The sequence below is a fragment of the Streptomyces sp. NBC_01716 genome (genome assembly GCF_036248275.1).
Lineage (GTDB): Bacteria > Actinomycetota > Actinomycetes > Streptomycetales > Streptomycetaceae > Streptomyces.
In genome coordinates this window covers 2,258,241-2,282,179 of record NZ_CP109181.1, presented here as the reverse complement: position 1 = coordinate 2,282,179, position 23,939 = coordinate 2,258,241, and the positions used below count along the sequence as shown (strand labels likewise).

The 23,939-nt window shown below is 68.5% G+C and carries 18 protein-coding genes; 11 read left to right on the top strand and 7 right to left on the bottom strand.

What is annotated here, in order from left to right:
* Position 1: 1 nt before the first annotated feature.
* Positions 2-700: a hypothetical protein gene (locus OIE74_RS09680; RefSeq protein WP_329380824.1), complete on the bottom strand. Its 699-nt coding sequence runs from the start codon at positions 698-700 to the stop codon at positions 2-4.
* Positions 697-2,067 (bottom strand): type VII secretion protein EccE, encoded by a 1,371-nt coding sequence (gene eccE, locus OIE74_RS09675; RefSeq protein WP_329392225.1) that lies wholly within the window; start codon positions 2,065-2,067, stop codon positions 697-699. The genes OIE74_RS09680 and eccE overlap by 4 nt, the downstream gene beginning before the upstream one ends.
* 180 nt (positions 2,068-2,247) lie before the next feature.
* On the opposite strand from eccE, the gene eccB reads away from it, so the two are divergent.
* The 7 genes from eccB (at position 2,248) to OIE74_RS09640 (ending at position 9,479) form a co-directional block, all read left to right on the top strand.
* Positions 2,248-3,774, top strand: a complete 1,527-nt coding sequence (gene eccB, locus OIE74_RS09670; protein ID WP_329380823.1) for a type VII secretion protein EccB — start codon at positions 2,248-2,250, stop codon at positions 3,772-3,774.
* 13 nt (positions 3,775-3,787) lie between these two features.
* Complete coding sequence (mycP, locus tag OIE74_RS09665; RefSeq protein ID WP_329380821.1) at positions 3,788-5,098, top strand: type VII secretion-associated serine protease mycosin; 1,311 nt, start codon at positions 3,788-3,790, stop codon at positions 5,096-5,098.
* 210 nt (positions 5,099-5,308) lie between these two features.
* A complete protein-coding gene (locus OIE74_RS09660; RefSeq protein WP_443076069.1) occupies positions 5,309-5,749 on the top strand; it encodes a hypothetical protein in 441 nt (146 codons plus the stop codon).
* A 6-nt stretch (positions 5,750-5,755) separates the two neighbouring features.
* Positions 5,756-7,345, top strand: a complete 1,590-nt coding sequence (locus OIE74_RS09655; RefSeq protein ID WP_329380819.1) for a hypothetical protein — start codon at positions 5,756-5,758, stop codon at positions 7,343-7,345.
* Positions 7,346-7,383: 38 nt separating this feature from the next.
* Positions 7,384-8,670, top strand: a complete 1,287-nt coding sequence (locus OIE74_RS09650; protein WP_329380817.1) for a S8 family serine peptidase — start codon at positions 7,384-7,386, stop codon at positions 8,668-8,670.
* An 81-nt stretch (positions 8,671-8,751) separates the two neighbouring features.
* On the top strand, positions 8,752-9,114 hold the full coding sequence (locus OIE74_RS09645) for a WXG100 family type VII secretion target (protein ID WP_329380815.1): 363 nt from the start codon (positions 8,752-8,754) through the stop codon (positions 9,112-9,114).
* 65 nt (positions 9,115-9,179) lie between these two features.
* A complete protein-coding gene (locus OIE74_RS09640) occupies positions 9,180-9,479 on the top strand; it encodes a WXG100 family type VII secretion target (RefSeq protein WP_329380814.1) in 300 nt (99 codons plus the stop codon).
* 101 nt (positions 9,480-9,580) lie between these two features.
* On the opposite strand, the gene OIE74_RS09635 is transcribed toward OIE74_RS09640, so the two are convergent.
* From OIE74_RS09635 to eccCa, 5 genes are all read right to left on the bottom strand, one after another.
* Positions 9,581-10,096, bottom strand: a complete 516-nt coding sequence (locus OIE74_RS09635; RefSeq protein ID WP_329380812.1) for a hypothetical protein — start codon at positions 10,094-10,096, stop codon at positions 9,581-9,583.
* Between the two features lie 149 nt (positions 10,097-10,245).
* Positions 10,246-10,860 (bottom strand): hypothetical protein, encoded by a 615-nt coding sequence (locus tag OIE74_RS09630; protein ID WP_329380810.1) that lies wholly within the window; start codon positions 10,858-10,860, stop codon positions 10,246-10,248.
* A gap of 13 nt (positions 10,861-10,873) precedes the next feature.
* Positions 10,874-13,159: a DUF6571 family protein gene (locus tag OIE74_RS09625; RefSeq protein ID WP_329380807.1), complete on the bottom strand. Its 2,286-nt coding sequence runs from the start codon at positions 13,157-13,159 to the stop codon at positions 10,874-10,876.
* A 12-nt stretch (positions 13,160-13,171) separates the two neighbouring features.
* Positions 13,172-13,669: a hypothetical protein gene (locus OIE74_RS09620; protein WP_329380805.1), complete on the bottom strand. Its 498-nt coding sequence runs from the start codon at positions 13,667-13,669 to the stop codon at positions 13,172-13,174.
* Positions 13,670-13,800: 131 nt separating this feature from the next.
* On the bottom strand, positions 13,801-17,781 hold the full coding sequence (gene eccCa, locus OIE74_RS09615) for a type VII secretion protein EccCa (RefSeq protein WP_329380803.1): 3,981 nt from the start codon (positions 17,779-17,781) through the stop codon (positions 13,801-13,803).
* Positions 17,782-18,005: 224 nt separating this feature from the next.
* Here eccCa and eccD point away from each other — a divergent pair, with 224 nt between their 5' ends.
* From eccD to OIE74_RS09595, 4 genes are all read left to right on the top strand, one after another.
* Entirely contained in the window at positions 18,006-19,505 is a 1,500-nt protein-coding gene (gene eccD / locus OIE74_RS09610; RefSeq protein WP_329380800.1) for a type VII secretion integral membrane protein EccD, read from the top strand.
* A gap of 165 nt (positions 19,506-19,670) precedes the next feature.
* The gene (gene rpsO, locus OIE74_RS09605) at positions 19,671-19,961 is read left to right on the top strand and encodes a 30S ribosomal protein S15 (protein WP_023538273.1); all 291 of its coding nucleotides are present in this window, start codon (positions 19,671-19,673) and stop codon (positions 19,959-19,961) included.
* 350 nt (positions 19,962-20,311) lie between these two features.
* On the top strand, positions 20,312-22,552 hold the full coding sequence (locus tag OIE74_RS09600; protein ID WP_329380797.1) for a polyribonucleotide nucleotidyltransferase: 2,241 nt from the start codon (positions 20,312-20,314) through the stop codon (positions 22,550-22,552).
* Positions 22,549-23,928: a M16 family metallopeptidase gene (locus tag OIE74_RS09595; protein WP_329380793.1), complete on the top strand. Its 1,380-nt coding sequence runs from the start codon at positions 22,549-22,551 to the stop codon at positions 23,926-23,928. Before OIE74_RS09600 ends, OIE74_RS09595 begins: the two co-directional genes overlap by 4 nt.
* Positions 23,929-23,939: the final 11 nt, after the last annotated feature.

The window sequence follows — 23,939 nt, the reverse complement described above, 5'->3', positions numbered from 1 at the left end:
CTCAGTCCATCCTGCGAGCCGTGCCCAGCAGCCCCGTCTCGGCATCAGTGGGGCTCGTCATCACCCAATGACGCTCGCGCCCGGCACACCACAGGGTGACGCCGTCAGCCAGCGTCGGCAGCGCGTCACTCTCCGCGGACGACAGACCGAGAATCCGCCCGATCTGTTCGGCCTCGCGCGGCGACACCCGCTGTATGCCCACCAGTGTGGAGTTCCGCATCAACCGGGGCGCCACGGGGCTCAGATACGGCAGCAACGTCAGCACGGACTGCCACGGCGCCGAGACGACCCGGCCACGGGGCGGCCGCATGCCCGCGTCCCGTACGACCACCACGGGGCTGCCCACCGTCGCGCCCTGCGGCGGCACCCGCCCCACGTCGTGCAGGGTGATGCACTCCATGCCCGCGCCGGCGGCCTGCGCCAGCATCGTCCATGCCTGGGCGCGGCCCGTCTCGACCACCACGCGGGCTCCGGTGCCCGCCGCGCGCAGGGCTATCACCTGCGCCGTCCACAGGCCGCCGATCAACAGCACGTCGTACGGCGCGGAGCGATGGAACCCCACCATCTGGGGGTGCCCCTCCGCGTCGTCACCGATCACCACACCGTCGTCCCCGACCGGCAGGGAGAGCGCGCCGAGTTCGTCGGCGGGCATCGTGTGCCCCGCGTGGCGCGGGCCGAGCAGCGTACGCAGCCGGCTCATCGGGCGCCTCCCAACGGAAGTGTGGCCAGGGCCCCGGGCAGTTGCTCCCGGTCGAGGCGCACGAGGCCCACCTTCGCCGAACGAGCGGCCTGCTCCAACAGCCTCCGCACGCCGACCAGCTCGGTGTCACTGCCGCCGGTGATCCGTACGTGGCCCTGCACCGTCATGGCTCCCAGACGGGTGCCGCGCCGGAGGGTGAGGCTGAAGGTCGTCGCGTACGCCGGGGTGGCGGTGAGCAGCGACACCAGCTTGGGCAGCGGCGCGGCCCCGCGCCCCAACTCGGGCCAGCGGCCCACCGCGTACGTCGTGTGCCACCGGTCGTCGCACCGCCAGACACGCGCCGTCTCCGCCGTACGCCGCGTCGGCGCGGCGTCGGGGCGGCCGGCGAGGGCGGCCTGTACGGGGCTGGCACAGGCCGACGTCGCGACGGTGGAGTTCAGCTCCTCCTGGTCCAGCACGACGGCCCGGAACCCCGCTCCGGTGATCCGGCTCGCCACGTGGTCCGCCACTCGTACGAGGCAACGCTGGGCGCCCTCGACGCCGCCCCCGCGCGCGTCCACCGCCTCGCGGCACAGCTCGGGGGCGAGCTTCACCGCCACCCATGTCAGCCGCATGGCCGGGGCGCCGGTCTTCTCCTGAAGAGGGACGTACGAGAGCCGCGCCACCGACTGCTGCGGCAGATGCGGCGCGGGCGCCGAACGCACCTGCTGCACCAACTGCACGGACTCCAGCCTGATGTCGTCGACCTCCAGGGCGCCGCCCAGGAGCGACAGCGGCAGCGCCCGCGCCCCGAAGGCGGGCCGCAGCGCGGACCCGCTCGCCTCCACCCGTACGACCGCCGTGAGGAAGCCCCCGTCACCGACCATCCCGACGGTGCGGCGGTCCCGGTCGACGTACGTGTACGGGCGCAGCGCCGGGACGCTCTCCGCGACCGGGGCCAGCGACGGATCGACGTCTACCGCGGCGGGCCCCGCGGCACGCCGGCGCGCACGGAGGGAGAGGACGGTGCCGAGCCAGTCCTGGACGGCGTGGCCGCGGCGCCGTACGACGGCGAAGAGCAGCAGCACGCAGCCGACGGTGATGGTGGGGACGAGCCACAGCCCGCCGAGCACGACGCCCACGGCTGCCAGCGCGAGAGCGACCTCCACGAGCACCAACTGCCGTAGCTGGAAGGGGCCGACGTGGCTGGTGCGGGAGAGCGGACGCAGCGTGGTGGTCGCGGGGACGGGGCGCGGTGCCGGGGTGGCCGAGGAAGGCAACGGGGCGCCGACGCCGCGGCCGTTGCGACGTTGCCGCCGGGAAGACGGCGAGGTGCCAGGGACCTGTCCGGAAGTCCGCCCGTTGCGCTCGCGCATCGCCGTACGCATCCCCGCGTTGCTCCCTCTGTCCGTAATGGCCATTTACCCGTGGGTGGTTGACCGGGCGATCACCCTACCTGAGCAGTGAGGGGTGATCGTCAGCGTGCATAGTGGGGGGCCGGAACGACGGCATGCACCTCTGCGAACAGGGGGAGCCGCCGCGCAGTGGGGGAGAGGGACAGCGGACAGATGGCATCACGACGGGACGAACTCAACGCCTACACCTTCGCGAAGCGAAGGCTGATCGCGCAGTTCGTGCAGCCGAACTCGACCGGCTCCGAGGAAGGTGCGCCCCGCCCGCTGCGCGGAGTGGTACCCGGGATGATCGTCGCCGTGGTGATCCTCGCGGTCTTCGGTGCGTGGGGGATGTTCAAGCCGGTGGCCCCCAAGCAGTGGGACACGCCGGGCGAGAACGTCATCATCGCCAGCAAGTCCACCACCCGTTACGTGGTGTTGAAGACCGACGGCAAGGTCCAGCTTCACCCAGTACTCAACATGTCGTCGGCCAAGCTCCTCCTGAATCCGGACAAGGGCAAGGTCATCAACGTCGACGAGTCCGTGCTGGACAACGGCAAGATCCCGCACGGCGCCACCCTCGGCATCCCCTACGCCCCCGACCGGCTGCCCGACGGCAAGGAGGCGGGGGCAGCGAAGCGCTGGGCCGTCTGCGAGCGCCCCGGGGAGGGCGGCCGGGCGATAGAGAAAGCGGCGTTCGTCTTCGCGGAGCGCGAGCAGAAGAAGACCGAGGGCGCGAACAAGCTGACCGGCGGTGAGCTGATGTTCGTGGAGGCCCCCGACGAGACCCGCTACATCGTGGACCGGACCGGCAAGGCGTACGAGACCGCCGAGGACGAACTGCTGCTCCGTCAGCTGGTCGGCGACGACCGGGAGCCGCAGCGCGTCTCCGCCGCGTGGCTGGACACGATGCACAAGGGCGACTCCGTCGACTTCCCCGAGATCGACGGAGTGCCAGGCGTCGACGCGGGAGTCGGGGGCGATCTGGACCCCGAGCTCGACAAGATCGGCACCATCCTCACCGCGACGGACGGCACCAAGAACCAGAAGTACGTCGTCCTGGCGGAACGGGTCGCCCCGGTCTCCGACTTCACCGCGAAGCTCCTGCTCAGCAGCCGTGACCTGATCGAGGTCGGCCAGGACGGCGAGGCCACATCGGTGAGCGCCGCGACCTTCAGCCCCGGCGCCCCGTTCGGGCAGGACAAGGACTGGCCGGAGAGCAGCCCCGACGCCGTCAACTCCGCGAGTACGTCGGAGGGAAGCCGTAACACCGTGTGCAACGTGCTGCGCGAGGTGGACGCGGACAGCGGCGAGACCACACTCAGTACCTGGGCGGGCAGCGGCTTCCCCGCGACCTTGGCGACAGGGGCCACCAGCGCGTATGTCACGCCCGGATCCGGCCAGCTCTTCCGTCAGTTCACGGGGGACACGACCAAGTCCGGCTTCCTCTTCCTGGTGACGGACACCGGCCTGCGGTACGCGATGCAGTCCAACGGCGACAATGCGACGGACAACTCGGGGATCGGCGAATCCGGCTCGGAGAAGGACAAGCAGACCGGCCGGGCCGAGGTGCGGAAGGCCCAGAACAGGCTCGGTTACCAGAACGTGGACGCGGCGCCGGTGCCCGCCGCGTGGTCCTCGTTCCTGCCGACGGGGCCGAGGCTGTCGACCGGGGCCGCGGGTCAGCCCCAGGGTTCGTGAGGGCGGAGCAGCCATGACGTACACCCGCACCCACGCCCGAACTCATCCCCCCGCCCACGCCCGGAGCCGTACGCCCAACTCCCCACCCACGTACCGCCGGTTGGCCCCGGCCACGACGGTCCTGGCCACCGCCGCACTCTCCCTCGTGACGCTGTCGGCGCCCGTCGCGACCGCGGACACGGGGCAGTGCTCCTTCCCCGGCGAGAACTACGAGGGCCGGCCGTGGGCGCTGCAGCGTGTCCTGCTGGACGAACTGTGGAAGCAGTCCACCGGCAAGGACGTGAGGGTCGCCGTCATCGACACCGGCGTCGACACCAAGAACCCGCAACTCGCCAAGGCGGTGGACACCGGCAGCGGCAACAACCTGATCCCCGCCGACGCCGAGGACGACAACGGCAACAAACTCGAACGGGGCGCGTCGAACGGCACCACCGACGTGGTGGGCCACGGCACGAAGGTCGCCGGGATCATCGCCGCGCGGCCGGGCAAGGGGACCGGTTTCGTCGGCCTCGCGCCCGACGCCACGATCATCCCGATCCAGCAGAACGACGCGTTCGGCAACGGCACCGCCGAGTCCCTCGCCCTGGCCATCGACTACGCGGTCCAGCAAGAGGCCGACGTCATCAACATCTCCCAGGACACGGCTGACGCCGTCGAACCGACGGACGTGTTGAAGCAGGCCGTGGAGGACGCCCTCGCGGCGGAGGTCGTGGTCGTCGCCTCGGCGGGCAACGACGGCCTGGACGGCAAGGTCAAGGAGACGTACCCCGCCTCGTACGACGGCGTGCTGGCCGTGGCCGCGTCCGACAGGAACAACGAACGCGCGTCGTTCTCCCAGTCGGGCGAGTTCGTCGGCATCGCGGCGCCGGGGGTGGACATGGTCACGACCGTCCCCGGTGGCGGCCACTGCGCCGACAACGGCACCAGCTTCTCCGCCCCGTACGTCGCCGGAATCGCCGCTCTGATCAAGAGCAAGCACGACACCTGGACCCAGGAGCAGATCGTCGCCCAGATCCAGCAGACGGCGGAGCGCTCGATCCCGGGCCGCGACCGCCTCGTCGGCTGGGGAGTGGTGGACCCCGTCCGCGCGCTCACCGAGGATGACAAGCCCGTCGAGAAGCCGGTGGCACACGAAGGAGTGACCCGGGCAGAAGCGCCGACCCCCGCAGAGGTGCATCTCGGCGAGACGGCCGACGAACGCAACTCGCGCCTCGCGACGTACGTCGTGGTCGGCGGCGCCGTCCTCGTGGCGGCGATCACGGGCGGTTCGGTGGCCCTGCGCGACTCGCGCCGTCGGGCACGGCGGGTCGGCGAGCGCGGATGAGAACGTGGCGCGCGGCGTGCGCCACGGCGGCCAAGTCGGGCGACGTATTTCGCACTTAGAGTCCTACGGCTGAGTAGCTAGGGTGTTGCGGGCGATCATCAAGTGAACGTAGAAGAACTGGTCCGCTGTGGTCGCGCGTTGGACAGCTGAGGCAAACGGGAGGAACGGGCATAGTGCCTGAGTCGGTGGGTGGCGTGAGCGGGGGCTCCGATGACGAGTGATCTCGAGCGCGGCGTCGGGGCGCTGAAGAAGTTCCAGGGGCAGATCAACACCCTGCTCTCGGAGTTCGAGACCGGGGCGGGCGGCACGGGGGAGATCGCGGCGCAGGGGGTGCCCCGTTCGTCGTTCAGCGGCCCCGGCAAGTTCGACGAGGCGGAAGGCTTCTCGGCGCAGTACAACCGGGTGCACACGTCGCTCATTTCCCTGTCCAAGTCCCTCGGGGATCAGATAGAGCTGCTCAGCATCGGAGTTCACGCCGCCGATGTCGGCTACGACAACGTCGAGGACGACCTGCGGTACCGCTTCCACACGATCCAGACGCGACTGGACGAGCAGCGCGAGGCGTACGAGAGGCAGCAGAGACGCGAGAAGGGCGAGGCACCTGAGGCGCCGCGCCAGGACGCCACCAGCGGTACGAAGGACTTGGGGTGACGAGACATGAGTGACGACAAGAAGCCGCCGCTCTCTCCCCAGGAGCAGCAACAGAACGAAGACGCCGCACAGATCGAGTCACAGTTCGGCGCGACCGACGCCATGGAGCGTTTCGCGACGGTCCTGGACCGGATCGGCTTCGGCAGCCCCGGAGGGATCTTCTCCAGGACGAGCTTCGAAGAGCGCGGGCTCAACGACATGCTCGACCTGCTGGACGGCGCGAAGCCCGCCGACCTGGTGAAGGCCGGCGAGAACCTCGAAAGGGCCAAGACGAGCCTCAACGAGGCCGCGCAGGAGCTCAGCGACTTCGTCAAGGCCACGGACTGGCACGGCGCGGCGGCCACCGAGTTCCAGCGCTACGGCAGCGAACTGGCGCGGTACGCCTGGGACCTGGGTTCCTTCGCGAACGTCATCGGCACCCAGATGACGGTGGCGGGCGGCGGCCTGACATCGGTCCGCAGCGCCAGACCGCCCCGCGACAACCGGGCGGACCCCAGGCGCCCGAAGGACTTCCCGGTCTCGGAACAGCGTGACGACAACCCGGAGTACAAGCGCGCTGTGCAGGTGGAGGAGAACCGCCAGGAGGCCATCAACCAGATGAACCGCCTGGCGTCGTTCTACGCGGTGTCGGAGCAGTCGCTGGCGGGGGCGAAGGAGCCGGAGCTGCCGGAGATGCTGAAGGCGGAGGTGCCGGCGCCAAGGGATATGTGGGGCAGCGAATCCGGTTCGGGTGGTTCATCGGCCAACGGCGCCCCGTGGTCGTCGCCTCAGCAGTCCAGTGCTGTACGCGCCGACGCAGGAGGCACGGACAGCGCCTCTCGTACTCGTACCGACGGCCTGATCACGGAAATTCCTACCCCGAGCACATCGATGAAGATCGACAGCGTTACGACGCTGCCACCAACACGACCGAGCCCTGGTCCTACGCAGCCCTTGCCAGTGCACGGAGGGCCCCCGGTTGGAGACGCGTATGTCCCCCAGCTGGGCCCCAGTTCGGTCCCCATGAGGCCCGGTGGACCGCCCCGCCAGGGCCCCTCGACGATGCCGAGGGGAGGAAATCCCGGGCAGGGCACCAACGCGAGAACGGGTACGGGGGGAAACAGGTCCCCGGTCGGCAGGCCCACAGGGACGGCTCCCGGCGTGGGACGCACCGGTGGTCCGGGTGGCACGCGGAGTCCCATGGTCGGTCGGCCGAGCTCGGGAGGCCCCATGACGGGGCGTTCCGGTTCGGGCACGTCCGGCGGGCCACGTGCGGGCCGTGGCAACGGCATCGTCGGAGGGACGCCGCAGCAGCGAGCCTCCGGCGGCGGCACCGGCACTTCTGGGGCGCGGATCCCCAGGGGGAACGTCATCGGCAGCCAGGGTGGAGCGCCGGACCGTTTGTCGTCAGCCGCGCGGCCGACGGGGCGGGGCATTCCCAGCTCCAACGGTGTGGTCGGTACGCCCCGGAGTGGTGGTACGCCTCCCGGTCCGGGCACCGGCGGGTTCACGACTGGTGGCTCAGGGCTGTCGGGTGAGCGATATGACCGGCAGCCCCGGGATGAGGAGCGGGAGAGTCCCGTACGGCCACGTCCGGAGAACCGGATGGGCGACTAGGCACAGCGGAAGGTTCGGAAGTCGGGATGACGGCAGGAATGAGCCAGGTCCGGAGGCGATTCGGCTCGTACAGCTTTCGGCGCGGCCCGCTGTGCGCGGTCGCCATGGTCGGAGCGTCTGTGATCGGCATGTTGGGCGCCGCTCCGGCGGTTGCCGACGACGCGCAGTCGAAGCAGTGGTACCTGGATGCCATGCGTGTCGAGGAGATCTGGAAGACCTCCACGGGTGAGGGCATCAAGATTGCTCTCATTGACAGCGGCGTCAACGCGTCGACTCCCTCCCTCAAGGGGCAAGTCCTGAAGGGAGTGGACGCCACGGAGACGGACGGGGCGACTGACGACTACGACGGTCACGGGACCACGATGGCCGAACTGATCGTCGGCACAGGTGCGGGCGGCGGCCTCAAAGGGCTGGCACCCGGGGCAAGAATTATCCCGATGCGGGTCGCCGACGCGGCGTTCGAGAAGAAGCACAAATCGGACTCTCTCGACAACTCCAACGCCATCCGCGCAGCTGCCGACGGCGATGCCAAGATCATCAACTTTTCGGGGGGCGGCGAGTTCGTAGACGCTGCGGAGAAAGAAGCGGTCGAGTACGCGCACAGTAAAGGCAAATTGCTCTTCGCTGCCGTCGGCAACACGGGTGACAAGGCCAACAAGCCCGGCTACCCGGCCAACTACCCTGAGGTGGTCGGCGTTGCCGCTTCCGACCGCGAAGGTCAAGTGGCCAAGTACTCCCAGCACGGTGACTTCGTAGACATCGCCGCCCCTGCCAACGACATCCCCCGTTGGTGCGACGAGACCTTCACCAAGTACTGCGACGGCGACGGCGGAACCAGCGCCGCCACCGCCCTCGCGTCCGCCTCCGCCGCCCTCATCTGGTCCGCCAACCCCGACTGGACCGCGAACCAGGTCCTGCGGGTCATGTTCGAGTCCGCAGGTCGTGGTGACGACTGGAAGCCCGGCACCGTCAGCAACTACCTCGGCCACGGGATCGTCCGCCCGAACGCCGCCATCAACCGGGGGATCGGTAAGCCCGGCGACGCGGACGTCAGCCCGCTTACCAACGAGAAGACGACGGCCGACGGGGCCTCGGGCGAATCGTCGTCGGACGATGCGGCGTCCTCATCGCCCAAACCCGGCGCGGAGGGCACGGACTCGGACTCGGACTCGGACTCGGACTCGGACAAGGACACGGACGCGGCGGACGCCTCCGAAGACACCGGCGGCGACAGCCAGTTGGGGCTGATCCTCGGCGGCGCGGTGGTGGTCGCCGTACTCGCCGGGGGCGCTTTCGCCGTCGTACGCAAACGCCGCAGTGCGTGACCACCCGCCCGGCTGCTCAGACCATTCACCGAAACACCCACGCAGTGACGAGCACAGCACAGACGAAAGGAAGACTGGCATATGGCAGTCCAGAAGGTCGGCGATCAGAGTCTCAAGGACTTCCAGGACGAGATCACGATCAAGTTCGAGGACGTCAAAGGGCAGTTGAAGAACCTCCAGGGCGTCATCGACAGCCTGGAAGGTGCCTGGAAGGGCATCGGCGCCAGCGCATTCGACGCGAAGCAGGCCGAGATCAACTCCGGCATGGTCCGGATCGCGAAGATGCTGCTCAACTTCCAGGAAGCGATTCAGGTCACGCGTACCACCGCCGGCAACACCGAGGACGAGGTCTACGCGGCCCTGAACGGTGTCGACGTGACTGCCGGCTTCTCCGGCGACTCCGCCGCGACGGCGAAGGCGACGTCGAACATCAGCGGCTACTGACAGCTCGTCAGCCAGAAGCCGGCCAAGCACATACCGCACCGCACCGACAGGAAACAGGAGGACCCGTGGCTCAGCAGAACGACGGCACCATGGTCGTGACTTACGGCTCGCTGGAGCAGGCCGCCTCGGTCATCGAGAAGCAGGCCAACCGGCTCGACGAGAGCCTTGAGGCCATCCAGACGAAGATCCGCGGCGTCTCCGCGACCTTCGAGGGCGAGGCCAAGACGGCGGCGGACGCGGCCCACAAGAAGTGGGACAACGAGACGCGCCAGATCCACAACGCGCTCAAGGACATCGCCCGCAAGGTACGTGAGGCCGGCCCCACGTACCAGGCAGGCGACAAGAAGTCCGCCGGCTACTTCTGAGTCACGCTCAGAAGCAACCGACAGTTACGGCAACAGGGGGGCACGCGCGGGAGGTGCCCCCCTTCGTCGTACGAGTCAACGCGACACGGATTCAAGGGACCTCAGAGGTCGACTTCACACTCGCCCGCCGCAGGCACGGCATCCGTATACGCCTCGATCACCTTCAGTACGGCAGCGGCGTCCGCCGAGTCGTCGCCCCCGACCCGCACCGTCGCGTAGAGGTCGCCATCGACGTCCTTGTCGATCTGGGACGAGTCCTCGCACCGGATCAGCCCGGCTCCGCCCTTGCCCGAGTAGCTGTACCGCTTGTCGGTGCTGACCTTGTCCTCGGGGCCCGCGCCGACCGTTTTCGAGGCGATCTCCGCAATCGGGGTATCGGCCTCGTACCACTCTATGGACGTCGACAGCGCGACCTTGTCGTCCACCGACACATAACAGCGCTTGACGCCGCTCGCCGTCTTTGACCTTTCGGAGACTTTCTCTCCCTCAGGCAGCAAGGGATCCAGTATCTCCGCAGGCACTTTCACGCCGCAGACCGCCTGAGGTGTCTCGTATTCCTTCGCCGATTCCGAACAAGAGGCGATCAGCAGCGCGCACGAAAGCGCACCCAGGCTCACGATGAGCCGACGACATGTGGCGTGGGGGATGACAAGGGCACACACGAGAGAAGCCTTCCTTGCCGTGCTTGAGGGGGTTCATGTGGAGGCTTCACCGGCGCGCAGGTCGGCCAGGAGCGAAGGCCGTGGCCTGTGGCCGGATCGTCGGCCTACTCAGGGAGTTTGGAGGGGAGATTGCACTCCGTCTCCTTGTGCGCGAAGCGTGCCGCCTCGACCGCAAGATCCTTCAGGCCTTGACGCACCTTGTCCGACGCCTCGCTCGACTTCAGATCAACGACGACTCTGAGGCTGTATTCGCCGCCCGGTATGGTTCCCGCTTTGGCGCAAGGTACCTGAATGGCCACTGTGTTGTTCGTTGTGATGAAGCCTCCGGATCCCGCTGCGAAGCTCTCACGGGCCTCGTCGCCGTCCTCCAGTGAGTAGTTGGCCCAACTGTCGGCGGGCTGGGTCTCCATTACCAGTGTTCCGGCGCTCAGGAGTGCTTTCTCCTCGCCGTAGACCGCACAGTCGCTCCTGAACGCATCGCTCTGCTGCGTCACGTGCTCGCCGGTCACTCTGTCTCTGAAGGAGTATTCGGGTTCCTTCGGGAGCACGGTCTTGAGCATTGAGGCCGCTTTCGAGGAGTCGCCGAGCGACTCGCAGACCTTGCTCGCTTCTATTTCTCCGTGTTTCTCGAACGGAGGTACTCCCAGCACATAAAATGTGCCCGCCGCCAGGCCGACCACTGCCAGTGCGGCAAGGGGGATCAGAATCTTCTTCGACATGGACATCATGTGCTCACTTTTTTGGCTCGAGTTGCCGGGGAGTTCCTTCGCCGTCGATAAAGTCCGCGAGGTTCGTGCGGGCATTGTTGAAGCCCTGCTCCGCCGCACCCGCGGCAGCGGCGACAATGGCCGGCGACGGATTCTTCGCGCTCTCGCCCGCCTTTTCGGCAGCCGCTTCGACAAGGGTGTAAGTGGACTGTCGTGTCGCGTCTATTTCCTGACCGTTGCGGTAGATGACTTCGCCCGAGCTGTCCTTCAACGAGCCTTCCGTGAGCCCGCCGAGAATCTCATCCACCGCGGTGCCCGCCAGTCCGCCCGCCACGACGCCACCAGGGCCGACGAACGGAGCGGTCGCCAGACCCACCCCGATGCCGACCCCTGAGCCGACCCAGGTGCTGGTGGTCTGGATCGCGTTGTTGAAGTCCTGGTCCTTCACGCCCGCATCCACTTCGCTCGCGTACGCACGGCCCGCCCCGATCGTTCCCTGGACTTCGCCGCTCACCTTCGCCACACCCTCGATGCTCTGCTTGAGGTTGTCGCTGTCGCTGAAGTTGGGGTCATTGACGAAGGCATCCGGATTCGCGAAGTGATACTCCATCAGGGACGTCGTATAGCTTGCCTGTCCCGCGTTGACCGCGGCGTATCCCTCGGGATTCTGACCCACCGTGTAGAGGAACCTGGTGATGTCGACCTCGGGGATCTTCGCCGCCGCGCCCACCACCGGAAATAGGTCGTCCGCGGATTCTTTCCCGGGGTACATACCTCGATTGATGTCGGGCATGTACTCGGCGGCGATCTGCCCCACGCTGTCGGACATGTAGCTGTGCTCGGTAAGTCTTTCCGGGTTTTCCGAGATGGACACCATCAAGTTCTTCGCCAGCTCGGCCTGCCCGGCGTTGTGTGCCGGGGTGTCCAGAGTCGGCAGCTCGCCCGCCGGGTGACCCGTCGTGGCCGCTTCCAGAGCCATCGCGAGGTTGTTCCGGCCGGAGATGCTGTCCTCGCCGTCCTTGTCCCGCTCCGGCGGCCAGTCGCGCTCCTCGAAGAGATAGTCGAAGTTGGAGAGTGTGTCCTTGACTTCCTTCCCGTCTCCGTTCTTCGTCTTGAAGTCGTGATCCTCGTCCTTCGACAGGAACGGGTCGTTGAAGAAATCGGTCGCGGCATCCGGGCTGTTCGAGAGCGCCTTCAGATAGCCGATCATGGGGTCCGAACCGGAGTCCTCGCCCGTGCGGTTGAGATTCGGGTCCATGCCCATGTGGGTCCAGACCGCCGCCCCGTGGCGGCCGTTACTGGTGGCAGCCTTCTCGGTCTCCATGAGTTCCGTGCCGTAGCTCTTCAGGAATTGGTCGTCGAAGTTGCCCCAGCGCATCAGGTTGCTCATCACCTGGAAGCCCTGGGTAGTGCTGTTCTTGTTCAACGGCTGGCCGCCGAGTTCCGTCATCTCGTACGTCCACCGGCGCATTTCCGGCGTATCCGCCTGCGTCGCGGTGGCGAGCGTGAGACTGAGGTTCTTCTGCAGATCGCCAAGCTGTTCATGGCGGTCCATGTACAGACGGCTGTTGCTGTGCGGATCCGTGATACCCGCCCAGAAATCCAGCGTCCCCTTGGGACCCAACTGCTCGGCGAAACGCTCGCTGAAGAGTTCGTCGCCCGAGTACTTCTTCAGGCCCGCACTGAGCGCGTCGAACTCCTTGACCGTCAGGTCTTCCGGGTTCTTCTTCGCGAGACGGGCCAGATTCTCGGCTTCCTTGATCGCGCCGGCCGCCGAATCGCGGTCGGCGTACTTCTGCCCGGAGAAACCGTAGTCGGTGAGATCGACGAGTGCCTTGAGCGACGTGGACGCCGTGTTGTCCATCTCCGTCGCCGTGTCGAGAATGCCCTGGAGTTCGTCCCGTAGCGCGTCGACGTCCTTCTGGCCGTTGGCGGGTTTCGGATCAGGATTCGGAGTGACGGTGAAACCGCTGCCAGCCGACTTGACGGACATGTGGTTGCCCCGCCCGCGCTCGACGGCTTCCTTGAGGAGTCGCTGCTGGGTCTTCAACTCACCCTGGGTGTCGCGGATGATGTTGCGTATCGACTCGGCCTGGGTGTACGCGTCGTTGAACTCCTCGGCGGTCTTGCCGATGAACTCACGCGACACCGTGGCGTTGTAGCCGGCCCAGTTGGCCTTGTTCGCCTTGCCGTGGAGCCCGTCCTTGGCGTCGGTCTTGAGGTCGGTGAGGTTGGTGAGCATCTTCGTCCAGTCGCTGACCGTTGTGTCGAGCGACGTGAAATTGGCAGAGTGAAGGGCTTCGAAATCCATGAGTCTGTTCCTTCAGTCCTTCGAGTCTTTCTTGCCCTCGCCGTAGACCTCGTTCTTCTTGCCCGGCTGGGACCACTGCTCGTCGAAGCCCGCATCCAGTGTGGAAATGCTGCTCACATGACGCTCGATGAAGATTTCGTCGCCCTCATGCGCTTTCTTGGTGAAGTCCATGTGGTTCGAAATGAGCGCGCACGCGTCCATGAGAGACCCCAACTGCCGGTCCCAGCGCAGCGACACATGACTCAGAGCGCCCCCGAGCGCGAACCCCTGCCCCTTCAGATCGCTCCCGGCCGTGTCGGTGCTGGTGACCCGCGCCTCTTCCCACAGCCGGTTGTACAGCTTGAACGCCTCGTCGCCGATCGCCGCCAAGTCCTTCTGATCGACCGCGAGATCACCGGTCGGACTGCCCGCGTTGGGCCGATCCTCCTCCGGGATTCCGTTCAGTCGCATCTGCGTCGGCCCGTTACCCGCCGCCGACGCCTTCAACTGCTCCCACTCGTCCCATGCCATCTGGGACTCCTTCCCCCGTACTCGCTTATGGACTTCACCATTCCGGATCAACCTGGATGCCCGCGCCGCCCGCGCCCGCTGTCTGCTCCACGCGTCCGCTGACCGCTCCCGTTGTCTGTTCCCCGCCCCCGTCACCGCTCGTCCGGCGAGGGCATCAGCCCCGTCTGCACCAGGGGGTTGCCACGCTGGCGCGAGACGAAGATGCCGCGGCCCGCCGGCATCGGACGCGCCCGTACGCCGCCGAGGATGTCGCCCTCCTGAGGGTCGCCCGAGAGCAGCACACCCTGCGCGCCGAGCTCCATCATCCGCTGCATGAACGGCTCGTACGAGGCCCTGCTCGCCCCCGCCGCGCTGCGGGCGATGATGAAGCGCACACCCACGTCGCGCGCGAACGGCAGCTGCTCCGTGAGCTTGTTGAGCGGGTTGCCGCTTGAGGTGGACACCAGGTCGTAGTCGTCGACGACCACGAACACCGTCGGCCCGCGCCACCAACTGCGCTCGCGCAACTGCTGCGCCGTGACGTCCGCCGCCGGTGTACGTCGCCGCATCAGGTCCGACAGCGCGTCCACGTGGTGGTCCATGTTGTTGGACATCGGCACGTACTCCGCCAGGTGCGACGCCGGCGTCACGTCCAGCAGCGCGCGCCGGTTGTCGATGACGAAGAACTTGGCCGAGTTCCCGTCGTACCGCTCCGACAGGCGCTTGATCAGCAGCCGCAGCAGATTCGACTTGCCCGACTCGCTCTCGCCGAACACCAGGAAGAACGGATCGCGGTCGAAGTTGACGAAGACCGGCTCCAGCAGGTTCTCGTCGATCCCGAAGGCCACGCCGCGCTTTGGCTGTTCGGCGCCCGCCGGCAGCGTCGCCGCGTCCAGCTCGCGCGGCAGCAGCCGTACGGCCGGGGCGCCGGGCTCCGTCCAGTGCCGGCCGACCTCCTGTGTCATCGCCGCCGTCGCCTCTGACAGGTCGCTGTCGGAGTTGATGGAGTCGATCCGCGGCACCGCCGCCATGAAGTGCAGCTTCTCCGGCGTCAGGCCCCGGCCGGGCACCCCCGTGGGCACGTTGACCGCGGCCTTGCGGTCGAGGTCGGAGTCCATCGTGTCGCCGAGGCGCAGCTCAAGCCGGTTCATCAGGTGGTCCTTGAGGTTGGCGCGCACCTCCATCGAGCGTGACGCCGTCAGCACCACATGGATGCCGTAACCGAGCCCGCGCGCCGCGATGTCGAGCACGGCGGGCTCCAACCCCTCATAGTCGGTGCGGAAGTTGCCCCAGCCGTCGATGACCAGGAAGACATCGCCCCACGGCTGGTCCGCCGCCGAGATCTCGCCCCGTTCCCGCATCTTGCGGAAGGTGTTGATGGAGTCGATCCCCGCCGTACGGAAGTACTCCTCGCGCCGCGTCAGGATGCCGTACACCTCGGCCGTCGTCCGCCGCACCTTCTCCGGGTCGAGCCGCGACGCGATCCCGCCGACGTGCGGCAGCCCGGCGATCGACGACATGCCGCCACCGCCGAAGTCCAGCCCGTAGAACTGCACTTCCCGCGGCGTGTGCGTCAGCGCGAACCCGGCGATGAGCGTGCGCAGCAGCGTCGACTTGCCGGACTGCGGGCCGCCCACGATCTGCATATGGCCCGCGGCCCCGGAGAAGTCCCGGTACAGGGTGTCGCGTCGCTGCTCGTACGGCTTGTCGACCACGCCCAGCGGTACGACGAGGCGCCCCGCCCCCTCGAAGCCCGGCTGGGTGAGCCCGCGCCCCTCCACGTTCGACAGCCCCGGCAGCAGCTCGTCCAGCGACGGCGGATTGTCCAGCGGCGGCAGCCACACCTGGTGCGCCTCGGCGCCGCGCCCTTCGAGACGGCGCACGATCACGTCGAGGACCGAGTCGGCCAGCGCGTCGTCCTCGGGCGAGGTGCGCGCGTCCGGTACGGCGGGCCGCGCGGCCGGCTGGACGTAGTGCACCGGCACCGGCGCCGCCGTGAACGGCACGGGCCTGCGGTCGACGGGCAGCGGCCCCCCGGTGCCCGCGACAGCCTGCGCGTTCGCCCGGTACACCCCGGATACGTACGCGGCCTTGAACCGCACCATCTCGTCGGTGCCGTACTTCAGATACCCCGAGCCGGGCACGTTGGGCAGCTGATACGCGTCCGGCACCCCCAGCGCCGCACGCGACTCCGCGGCCGAGAAGGTACGCAGACCCACGCGGTACGAGAGGTACGTCTCCAGCCCGCGCAGCCGGCCCTCCTCCAACCGCTGGGACGCCAGCAGGAGATGGACGCCCAGCGAACGCCCGATGCGCCCGATCTGGACGAACATCTCGATGAAGTCCGGCATCGCTGTCAGGAGTTCACTGAACTCGTCGATGACAAGGACCAGCGAAGGGATCGGCTGCAACGGCGAGCCCGCCGCACGCGCCTTCTCGTAGTCATGGATGTTGGCGTAGTTGCCCGCGTCGCGCAGCATCTCCTGCCGCCGGTTGAGCTCACCGCGGATCGAGTCACCCATGCGGTCGACCAGCGTCAGGTCGTCCGCGAGGTTGGTGATCACCGCCGCGACGTGCGGCATCTGCGACATGCCCGCGAACGTGGCGCCGCCCTTGAAGTCCGCGAGGACGAAGTTCAGCGTCTCCGAGGAGTGCGTGACGGCGAGGCCGAGGACGAGCGTGCGCAGCAGCTCGGACTTGCCGGAGCCGGTCGCCCCGACGCACAGGCCGTGCGGCCCCATCCCCTCCTGCGCCGCCTCCTTCAGGTCCAGCATGACGGGCGCGCCGTCCTCGCCGACACCGATGGGCACACGCAGCCGCTCCGCCTGCGAACGGGGCCGCCACGTACGGGTGACGTCGACGGACGCCGCGTCCCCGAGGTTCAGCAGATCGGTGAAGTCAAGGTTGGCGAGCAGCGGTTCGTCGTCGTCACCCCCCGTCGCGACCCGCAGCGGCGCGAGCTGACGGGCCAGCGCCTCGGCGGCCTCCAGGCTCAGCCGGTCGGGCTCCCCGTCGTACACCATGCCGTGCCCCGACTCCAGCCGCAGCGAGTCGGGCCGCACGACCACGGCGAGGCCGCCCCGTGCTGCGGTGACGTCGCCCGGTACGACCTCGATGACCGTCACACCCTGGAGCCCCTCGGCCGACGCGAGCGCCGACACGGGGGGCAGCGACATGCCGTCCAGGACGACGACGAGGTGCGGCTGGTCCAGCAGCGGCTGGCCGCCGGGCTGGAAGCGCGGACGCCCCTCCAGCCGCCCCGCCAGCATCTCCTCCAGCTCCCGTACGTCGGACGTGATGAGCCGGCGGCTGCCCGCCCCGTCGCCGGGGCCCTGCGCCTGGACGTGCGGCAACCACTTCGCCCACTCCCACCGCGACACCGCGCCCCGTCCGGCGACGACGGCGATCACCAGGTCCTCGGGGGAGTGCAGCGAGGCGAGCGAACCGACCATCGCGCGCGCCGTCGAGCGCACCGACTCCGTCTCACCGGTGATCGTCAGGTGGTAGAAGGCGCGCAGCGACACGGCCATCGGCAGGCCGTCCAGCACGCTGTGCGCGTTGAGGAACTGCCTCATCGCCCCGGCGGTGAGCGGCTCCAGCTCATCCGCCGGCGCCGTCTCCGGCTCGATGAGCGCCGTGGCGAGCTGCTGACTGCCCAGGCCGATACGTACCTGCCCGAAGTCCTCGTCGGCGACCCGGCGTTCCCACACCCGGCTGCCCTCGGCGACCAGCGCCCACAACTGCTCCGGAGACGGGTGGAGGTAGTACTGCGCGTCCCGTTGCAGATGCGCAGTCCTCAGCACCGTACGCCGCGTCTGCGTCAGGTACTTGAGATAGTCGCGCCGCATGTCGGCGAGCTCGCCCTGCGTTCCGCGCCGGTGCCGCACCAGCATCGCGATGGCCATGGCGATCGTCGAAGCGATCATCACCATGCCCATGATGCGCATGATCGGATTCGGCGTCATGAAGAAGAAGACGACCGAACCGCCCATACCCAGCATGGGCAGCAGTTGCATGAGCGCGCCCTCCTGCTGCCCTCTGGGCAGCGGCGGAGGGGGTTGAACCTGCACCTGTTCGTCCGGCACGTCGGCGGGCAGTGCCCGCGGCGGGCGCTTGACGACGATCTGACTCACTGCTCACCAATTCCCTTGCCGGACAGAAGAGTTCCCTCTGGCGCCCCCGTGGCGACGGGCCTCCATCCGCGGGCAAGGATCCTACGTGCGCGGCTGCCCAACGCCCGGCGGTAGGGTGACCGGACTCGTTTGCGCATGAATGAACTTCCGCAAAAACAGGGGCATTCGGAGCGCAACGCGGGCATCGGGCGCATGGGAACCACGAGGGGATGCAGCACGTGAGTATGACGGCCCAAGCGGCGGCCACCGGAACGCGTCAGCCGGGTGCTCCGGCCCCGTCCGGCGGCGGAACCGGCTTCTGCCGGATCACCGTCGTCGCCCCGGACGGCCGCATCGACGTGGCGCTGCCGGAGGACATCCCCGTCGCCGACCTCCACCCGGAGATCCTGCGGCTGTCCGGCCAGAGCCCCGAGGCGGGCGCCCCCGTCGGATATCACCTGGTACGCCGCGACGGCACCGTCCTCGACAGCGCCCGCTCCCTGGCCGCCCAGCGCATCCTCGACGGCGAACTGCTGTCCCTGCGCCCCTTCGCCGAATCCCTGCCCCCCGCGGTCTTCGACGACGTCTCCGACGCCGTCGCCTCCGCGGTCGCCCGCGACCGCACCCTGTGGACCGACAGCGCCATGCGCGGCGCCGGACTCTTCGGCGGCTCCGTCCTGCTGACACTGCTCGCCTTCGTGCTGTGGTCCGCCGACCCCCGGCACGACACACACGGCCTGCCGGGCGTCCTGGCCGGCGTCACCGCCGTCATGCTGCTCGCCCTCGCCGGCGTACGGGCCCGGGTGTACGACGACCGGGACTCCGCCGTCGCGCTCGGTCTGGGCTCCATGGCCAACGCGGCCGTCGCCGGCTCCGGACTGCTGCCCTTCGCGGACGGACAGGGCATCGGCCGGCTCCAGTTCCTGCTCGCCTGCGCGGCCGTACTGATCGCCTCGGTCATCCTGGTGATCGTCGCCCCCGGCGGCGACGGCCCCTTCGTCGCGTTCGTCTTCGCCTCCACCGTCGGCCTCCTGGTGACGTTCATCGCCATCACCACCGACATGGCGCCCGCCGAGACCGCCGCCGTCTGCGCCGCGCTCTCCGTAGGAACACTCGCCTTCCTGCCCGGCCTCTCCACCCGCTTCGCCCGCCTCCCCATCGGCTTCGAGCCGCCCCGAAGCGCCGCAGGCTCCTACGGAAGCGACCCGCTACCCCCCGCCCCCGTCGACCCCGAGCGCATCGCCGCCCAGGCCCGGCGCGGCCACGAACTGCTCGTCGGCCTCGTCGGCGGCTGCGCGCTGGTGGCTGCCGGCGCCGCCGGCGTACTCGGCTTCTCCGACGGCGTGTGGGGCCAGCTCCTCGCCCTCGCCACCGGCGTCGCCATGCTGATGCGCGCCCACCTCTTCAGCTACACGGCGCAGGTCGGCTGCGCGCTGGCCGCCGGCCTCGGCGCCCTCGTCCTGCTGGGACTCGGCCTCTGCCTCAACCCCCCGGAGGGGATGATCCGCGAGGCGCTGCGCGGTGACAGCACGGGCCTCGACATCCGTACGGTCTGGCTGACCGCCGCCGTCGCCGGGATCGCCGCGCTGATCATCGCCATAGGGCTGATCGTGCCGCGCAAAGGCGTCACCCCTTTCTGGGGCCGCTTCCTGGAGATCGCCGAGTCCTTCGTACTACTGACGGTCGTCCCGCTCTGCCTGGCGGTGTTCGACGTCTACCACTCCATCCGTGCGATGACGTCTTGACCGGCTGGTACGCTGTGTGACGGCCGTTTGTGTACGCGTTCCGGTCTGTCCGGACCCAGCGACCGAACAACACCGGCCGATCACCCCGCCACCCGAGTAACCGAAGATCCCCAGCGAATTCGACCTGGGGCACTCGATGGCAACGAAGACCTACAAGGAGTACGCGTGCCGCTTGCCGCCGCTACGAAGAAGCAGATCATGTCGGAGTTCGCCACCAAGGAAGGCGACACCGGCTCCCCCGAGGTCCAGGTCGCGATGCTCTCGCGCCGTATCTCGGACCTGACCGAGCACCTGAAGACGCACAAGCACGACCACCACTCGCGTCGCGGTCTGCTCATCCTGGTCGGCCAGCGCCGCCGCCTGCTGCAGTACCTGGCGAAGAAGGACATCCAGCGCTTCCGTGCGCTGGTCGACCGCCTGGGCATCCGCCGCGGTGCGGCCGGCGGCGCCAAGTAGTACGCCGTGAAGGGAGCGGTTCCCACACACCGGGAACCGCTCCCTTCGCCGTATGCGCACGAAGCTCAGTAACCTGTTCGCAGGAGCACAGCTCCCGGACACCACTGAGAAGCACCACCCGACACGGGTAAGACCAGCACCACCCACTGACGAGGGGAAGCGCCCCTCCGCCGCCGCCGGTCCTCGGTAGTGGCCCCCGGAACGGCGCGGCGAACGCCGCCTGCGGCCCACGCCGCCGCCCCGGGAGCTTCGATCGAAGACCGGCCCGCACCAAGGAGCGCTTCTCCGACTGTCCCCCGCCACACGGGCGCGGGACGAAAGACGACAACGACGAGTATGGAGAACCACTGGTGGAGAACGAGACCCACTACGCCGAGGCCGTTATCGACAACGGCACGTTCGGCACCCGCACCATCCGCTTCGAGACGGGCCGCCTGGCCAAGCAGGCCGCCGGCTCCGCCGTCGCGTATCTGGACGACGACACCATGGTGCTGTCGGCCACCACCGCTTCCAAGAAGCCCAAGGACAACCTCGACTTCTTCCCCCTCACGGTGGACGTCGAGGAGCGGCAGTACGCGGCCGGCAAGATCCCCGGCTCCTTCTTCCGCCGCGAGGGCCGGCCCTCCGAGGACGCGATCCTCACCTGCCGCCTCATCGACCGCCCGCTGCGCCCCTCTTTCAAGAAGGGCCTGCGCAACGAGATCCAGATCGTCGAGACGATCATGGCGCTCAACCCCGACCATCTGTACGACGTGGTCGCGATCAACGCCGCCTCCTGCTCCACGCAGCTGGCCGGCCTGCCCTTCTCCGGCCCGATCGGCGGCACGCGTGTCGCCCTGATCAAGGGCCAGTGGGTCGCGTTCCCGACGCACACCGAGCTCGAGGACGCCGTCTTCGACATGGTGGTCGCCGGCCGCGTCCTGGAGGACGGCGACGTCGCGATCATGATGGTCGAGGCCGAGGCCACCACGAAGACCATCCAGCTCGTCGCCGACGGCGCGGAGGCTCCCACCGAGGAGATCGTCGCCGCCGGTCTGGAGGCCGCGAAGCCCTTCATCAAGGCGCTCTGCAAGGCGCAGGCCGACCTCGCCGCCAAGGCCGCCAAGCCCACCGGCGAGTTCCCGGTCTTCCTCGACTACCAGGACGACGTCCTGGAGGCCCTCACGGCCGCCGTGAAGAGCGAGCTGTCCCAGGCGCTCACCATCGCCGGCAAGCAGGACCGCGAGGCCGAGCTGGACCGCGTCAAGGAGCTCGCCGCCGAGAAGCTGCTCCCGCAGTTCGAGGGCCGCGAGAAGGAGATCTCCGGCGCGTACCGCGCGCTGACGAAGTCCCTCGTCCGCGAGCGCGTCATCAAGGACAAGGTCCGCATCGACGGCCGCGGCGTCACGGACATCCGTACGCTCGCCGCCGAGGTCGAGGCCATCCCGCGCGTGCACGGCTCCGCGCTGTTCGAGCGTGGCGAGACCCAGATCCTGGGTGTCACCACCCTCAACATGCTGCGCATGGAGCAGCAGTTGGACACCCTGTCGCCGGTGACGCGCAAGCGCTACATGCACAACTACAACTTCCCGCCGTACTCCGTGGGCGAGACCGGCCGCGTCGGTTCGCCGAAGCGCCGCGAGATCGGCCACGGGGCGCTCGCCGAGCGCGCCATCATGCCGGTGCTGCCGACGCGCGAGGAGTTCCCGTACGCGATCCGCCAGGTCTCCGAGGCGCTGGGCTCCAACGGCTCGACGTCCATGGGATCGGTCTGCGCCTCCACCATGTCGCTGCTGAACGCCGGTGTGCCCCTCAAGGCCCCCGTCGCCGGTATCGCCATGGGCCTGATCTCCCAGGAGATCGACGGCAAGACGCACTACGTCGCCCTCACCGACATCCTCGGTGCGGAGGACGCCTTCGGCGACATGGACTTCAAGGTCGCCGGTACGAAGACGTTCGTCACCGCCCTTCAGCTCGACACCAAGCTCGACGGCATCCCCGCCTCGGTCCTGGCCGCCGCGCTGAAGCAGGCCCGCGACGCCCGCCTCCACATCCTTGATGTGATGAACGAGGCCATCGACGTCCCGGACGAGATGTCCCCGAACGCCCCGCGGATCATCACGGTCAAGATCCCGGTGGACAAGATCGGTGAGGTCATCGGCCCCAAGGGCAAGATGATCAACCAGATCCAGGAGGACACCGGCGCCGACATCACGATCGAGGACGACGGCACCATCTACATCGGTGCCGCCGACGGACCGGCCGCCGAGGCCGCCCGCGCCACGATCAACGGCATCGCCAACCCGACCATGCCGGAGGTCGGCGAGCGCTACCTGGGTACGGTCGTCAAGACCACCACCTTCGGCGCGTTCGTCTCGCTGCTCCCGGGCAAGGACGGACTGCTGCACATCTCGCAGATCCGTAAGCTCGCCGGCGGCAAGCGCGTGGAGAACGTCGAGGATGTCCTCGGCGTCGGCCAGAAGGTCCAGGTCGAGATCGCGGAGATCGACCAGCGCGGCAAGCTCTCGCTGATCCCCGTGATCGAGGGCGAGGACGAGGCGAAGAGCGACAACGACAAGCAGGACGACCAGAAGGACGAAGCCTCCCAGTGACGTTTCGTAGTTCTACGACGACGGCCCGCACCTCCTCGGAGGTACGGGCCGTCGCCCGTACCCAAACCCTGCTGGCGGGGCAGAACGGCATCGGCACCGTCCGGCGCACGATCCTCCCCGGCGGCCTGCGCGTCGTCACCGAGACCCTGCCGTCGGTACGGTCCGCGACCTTCGGAATCTGGGTACAGGTCGGCTCGCGCGACGAGACACCCACGCTCAACGGCGCCACCCACTACCTCGAACATCTCCTCTTCAAGGGCACGCGGAAGCGCAGCGCCCTCGACATCTCCTCCGCCATGGACGCGGTCGGCGGCGAGATGAACGCCTTCACGGCGAAGGAGTACACCTGCTACTACGCGCGCGTGCTCGACACCGACCTCCCCCTCGCCATCGACGTCGTGTGCGACATGCTCACCGGCTCGCTCATCGAGGCCGAGGACGTCGACGCCGAGCGGGGCGTCATCCTCGAAGAGATCGCCATGACCGAGGACGACCCGGGCGACTGCGTGCACGATCTCTTCTCGCACACGATGCTCGGCGACACCCCACTCGGCCGCCCCGTCCTCGGCACCGTCGACACCGTCAACGCCCTCGACCGCGACCGGATCGCCCGCTTCTACAAGAAGCACTACGACCCGACGCACCTGGTCGTCGCCGCGGCGGGCAACGTCGACCACGCGACCGTCGTACGGCAGGTACGCCGCGCCTTCGAGAAGGCCGGCGCCCTCTCCCGTACGGACGCCGTCCCCGTCACCCCGCGCGAGGGCCGCCGCGACCTGCGCACCGCAGGCCGCGTAGGGCTGCTCAACCGCAAGACGGAGCAGGCACACGTCGTCCTCGGCATGCCGGGCCTCTCCCGCACCGACGAGCGCCGCTGGGCCCTCGGGGTCCTCAGCACGGCCCTCGGCGGCGGCATGAGCTCCCGGCTCTTCCAGGAGGTGCGGGAGAAGCGCGGCCTCGCCTACAGCGTGTACTCGTACACCTCGGGCTTCGCCGACTGCGGCCTCTTCGGTGTCTACGCGGGCTGCCGCCCCAGCCAGATCCACGACGTCCTCAAAATCTGCCGTGACGGGCTCGACCAGGTCGCGGCCGAGGGGCTCTCCGACGAGGAGATCGGCCGTGCCGTCGGCCAGCTCTCCGGCTCCACCGTCCTCGGTCTGGAGGACACCGGCGCGCTGATGAACCGCATCGGCAAGAGCGAGCTGTGCTGGGGTACCCAGATGTCCGTGGACGACATGCTGGCGCGGATAGCGGCCGTCACCCCCGACGACGTGCGCGCGGTGGCCCGCGATGTGCTGGGGCAGCGCCCCTCCCTGTCGGTCATCGGCGCTCTCAAGGACAAGCAGGCCGACCGACTCGACGAAGCGGTCGCCTGACCGGCGCACCA

What these genes read in the sequence shown, in the direction of transcription:
- eccD (WP_329380800.1), top strand. Translation starts at nt 18,006, where the DNA reads ATGACGGCCCAAGCGGCGGCCACCGGAACGCGTCAGCCGGGTGCTCCG.
- OIE74_RS09625 (WP_329380807.1), bottom strand. Translation starts at nt 13,159, where the DNA reads ATGGATTTCGAAGCCCTTCACTCTGCCAATTTCACGTCGCTCGACACA.
- OIE74_RS09645 (WP_329380815.1), top strand. Translation starts at nt 8,752, where the DNA reads ATGGCAGTCCAGAAGGTCGGCGATCAGAGTCTCAAGGACTTCCAGGAC.
- eccE (WP_329392225.1), bottom strand. Translation starts at nt 2,067, where the DNA reads ATGCGTACGGCGATGCGCGAGCGCAACGGGCGGACTTCCGGACAGGTC.
- OIE74_RS09620 (WP_329380805.1), bottom strand. Translation starts at nt 13,669, where the DNA reads ATGGCATGGGACGAGTGGGAGCAGTTGAAGGCGTCGGCGGCGGGTAAC.
- OIE74_RS09655 (WP_329380819.1), top strand. Translation starts at nt 5,756, where the DNA reads ATGAGTGACGACAAGAAGCCGCCGCTCTCTCCCCAGGAGCAGCAACAG.
- mycP (WP_329380821.1), top strand. Translation starts at nt 3,788, where the DNA reads ATGACGTACACCCGCACCCACGCCCGAACTCATCCCCCCGCCCACGCC.
- eccB (WP_329380823.1), top strand. Translation starts at nt 2,248, where the DNA reads ATGGCATCACGACGGGACGAACTCAACGCCTACACCTTCGCGAAGCGA.
- OIE74_RS09650 (WP_329380817.1), top strand. Translation starts at nt 7,384, where the DNA reads ATGAGCCAGGTCCGGAGGCGATTCGGCTCGTACAGCTTTCGGCGCGGC.
- OIE74_RS09630 (WP_329380810.1), bottom strand. Translation starts at nt 10,860, where the DNA reads ATGTCGAAGAAGATTCTGATCCCCCTTGCCGCACTGGCAGTGGTCGGC.
- OIE74_RS09660 (WP_443076069.1), top strand. Translation starts at nt 5,309, where the DNA reads ATGACGAGTGATCTCGAGCGCGGCGTCGGGGCGCTGAAGAAGTTCCAG.
- OIE74_RS09680 (WP_329380824.1), bottom strand. Translation starts at nt 700, where the DNA reads ATGAGCCGGCTGCGTACGCTGCTCGGCCCGCGCCACGCGGGGCACACG.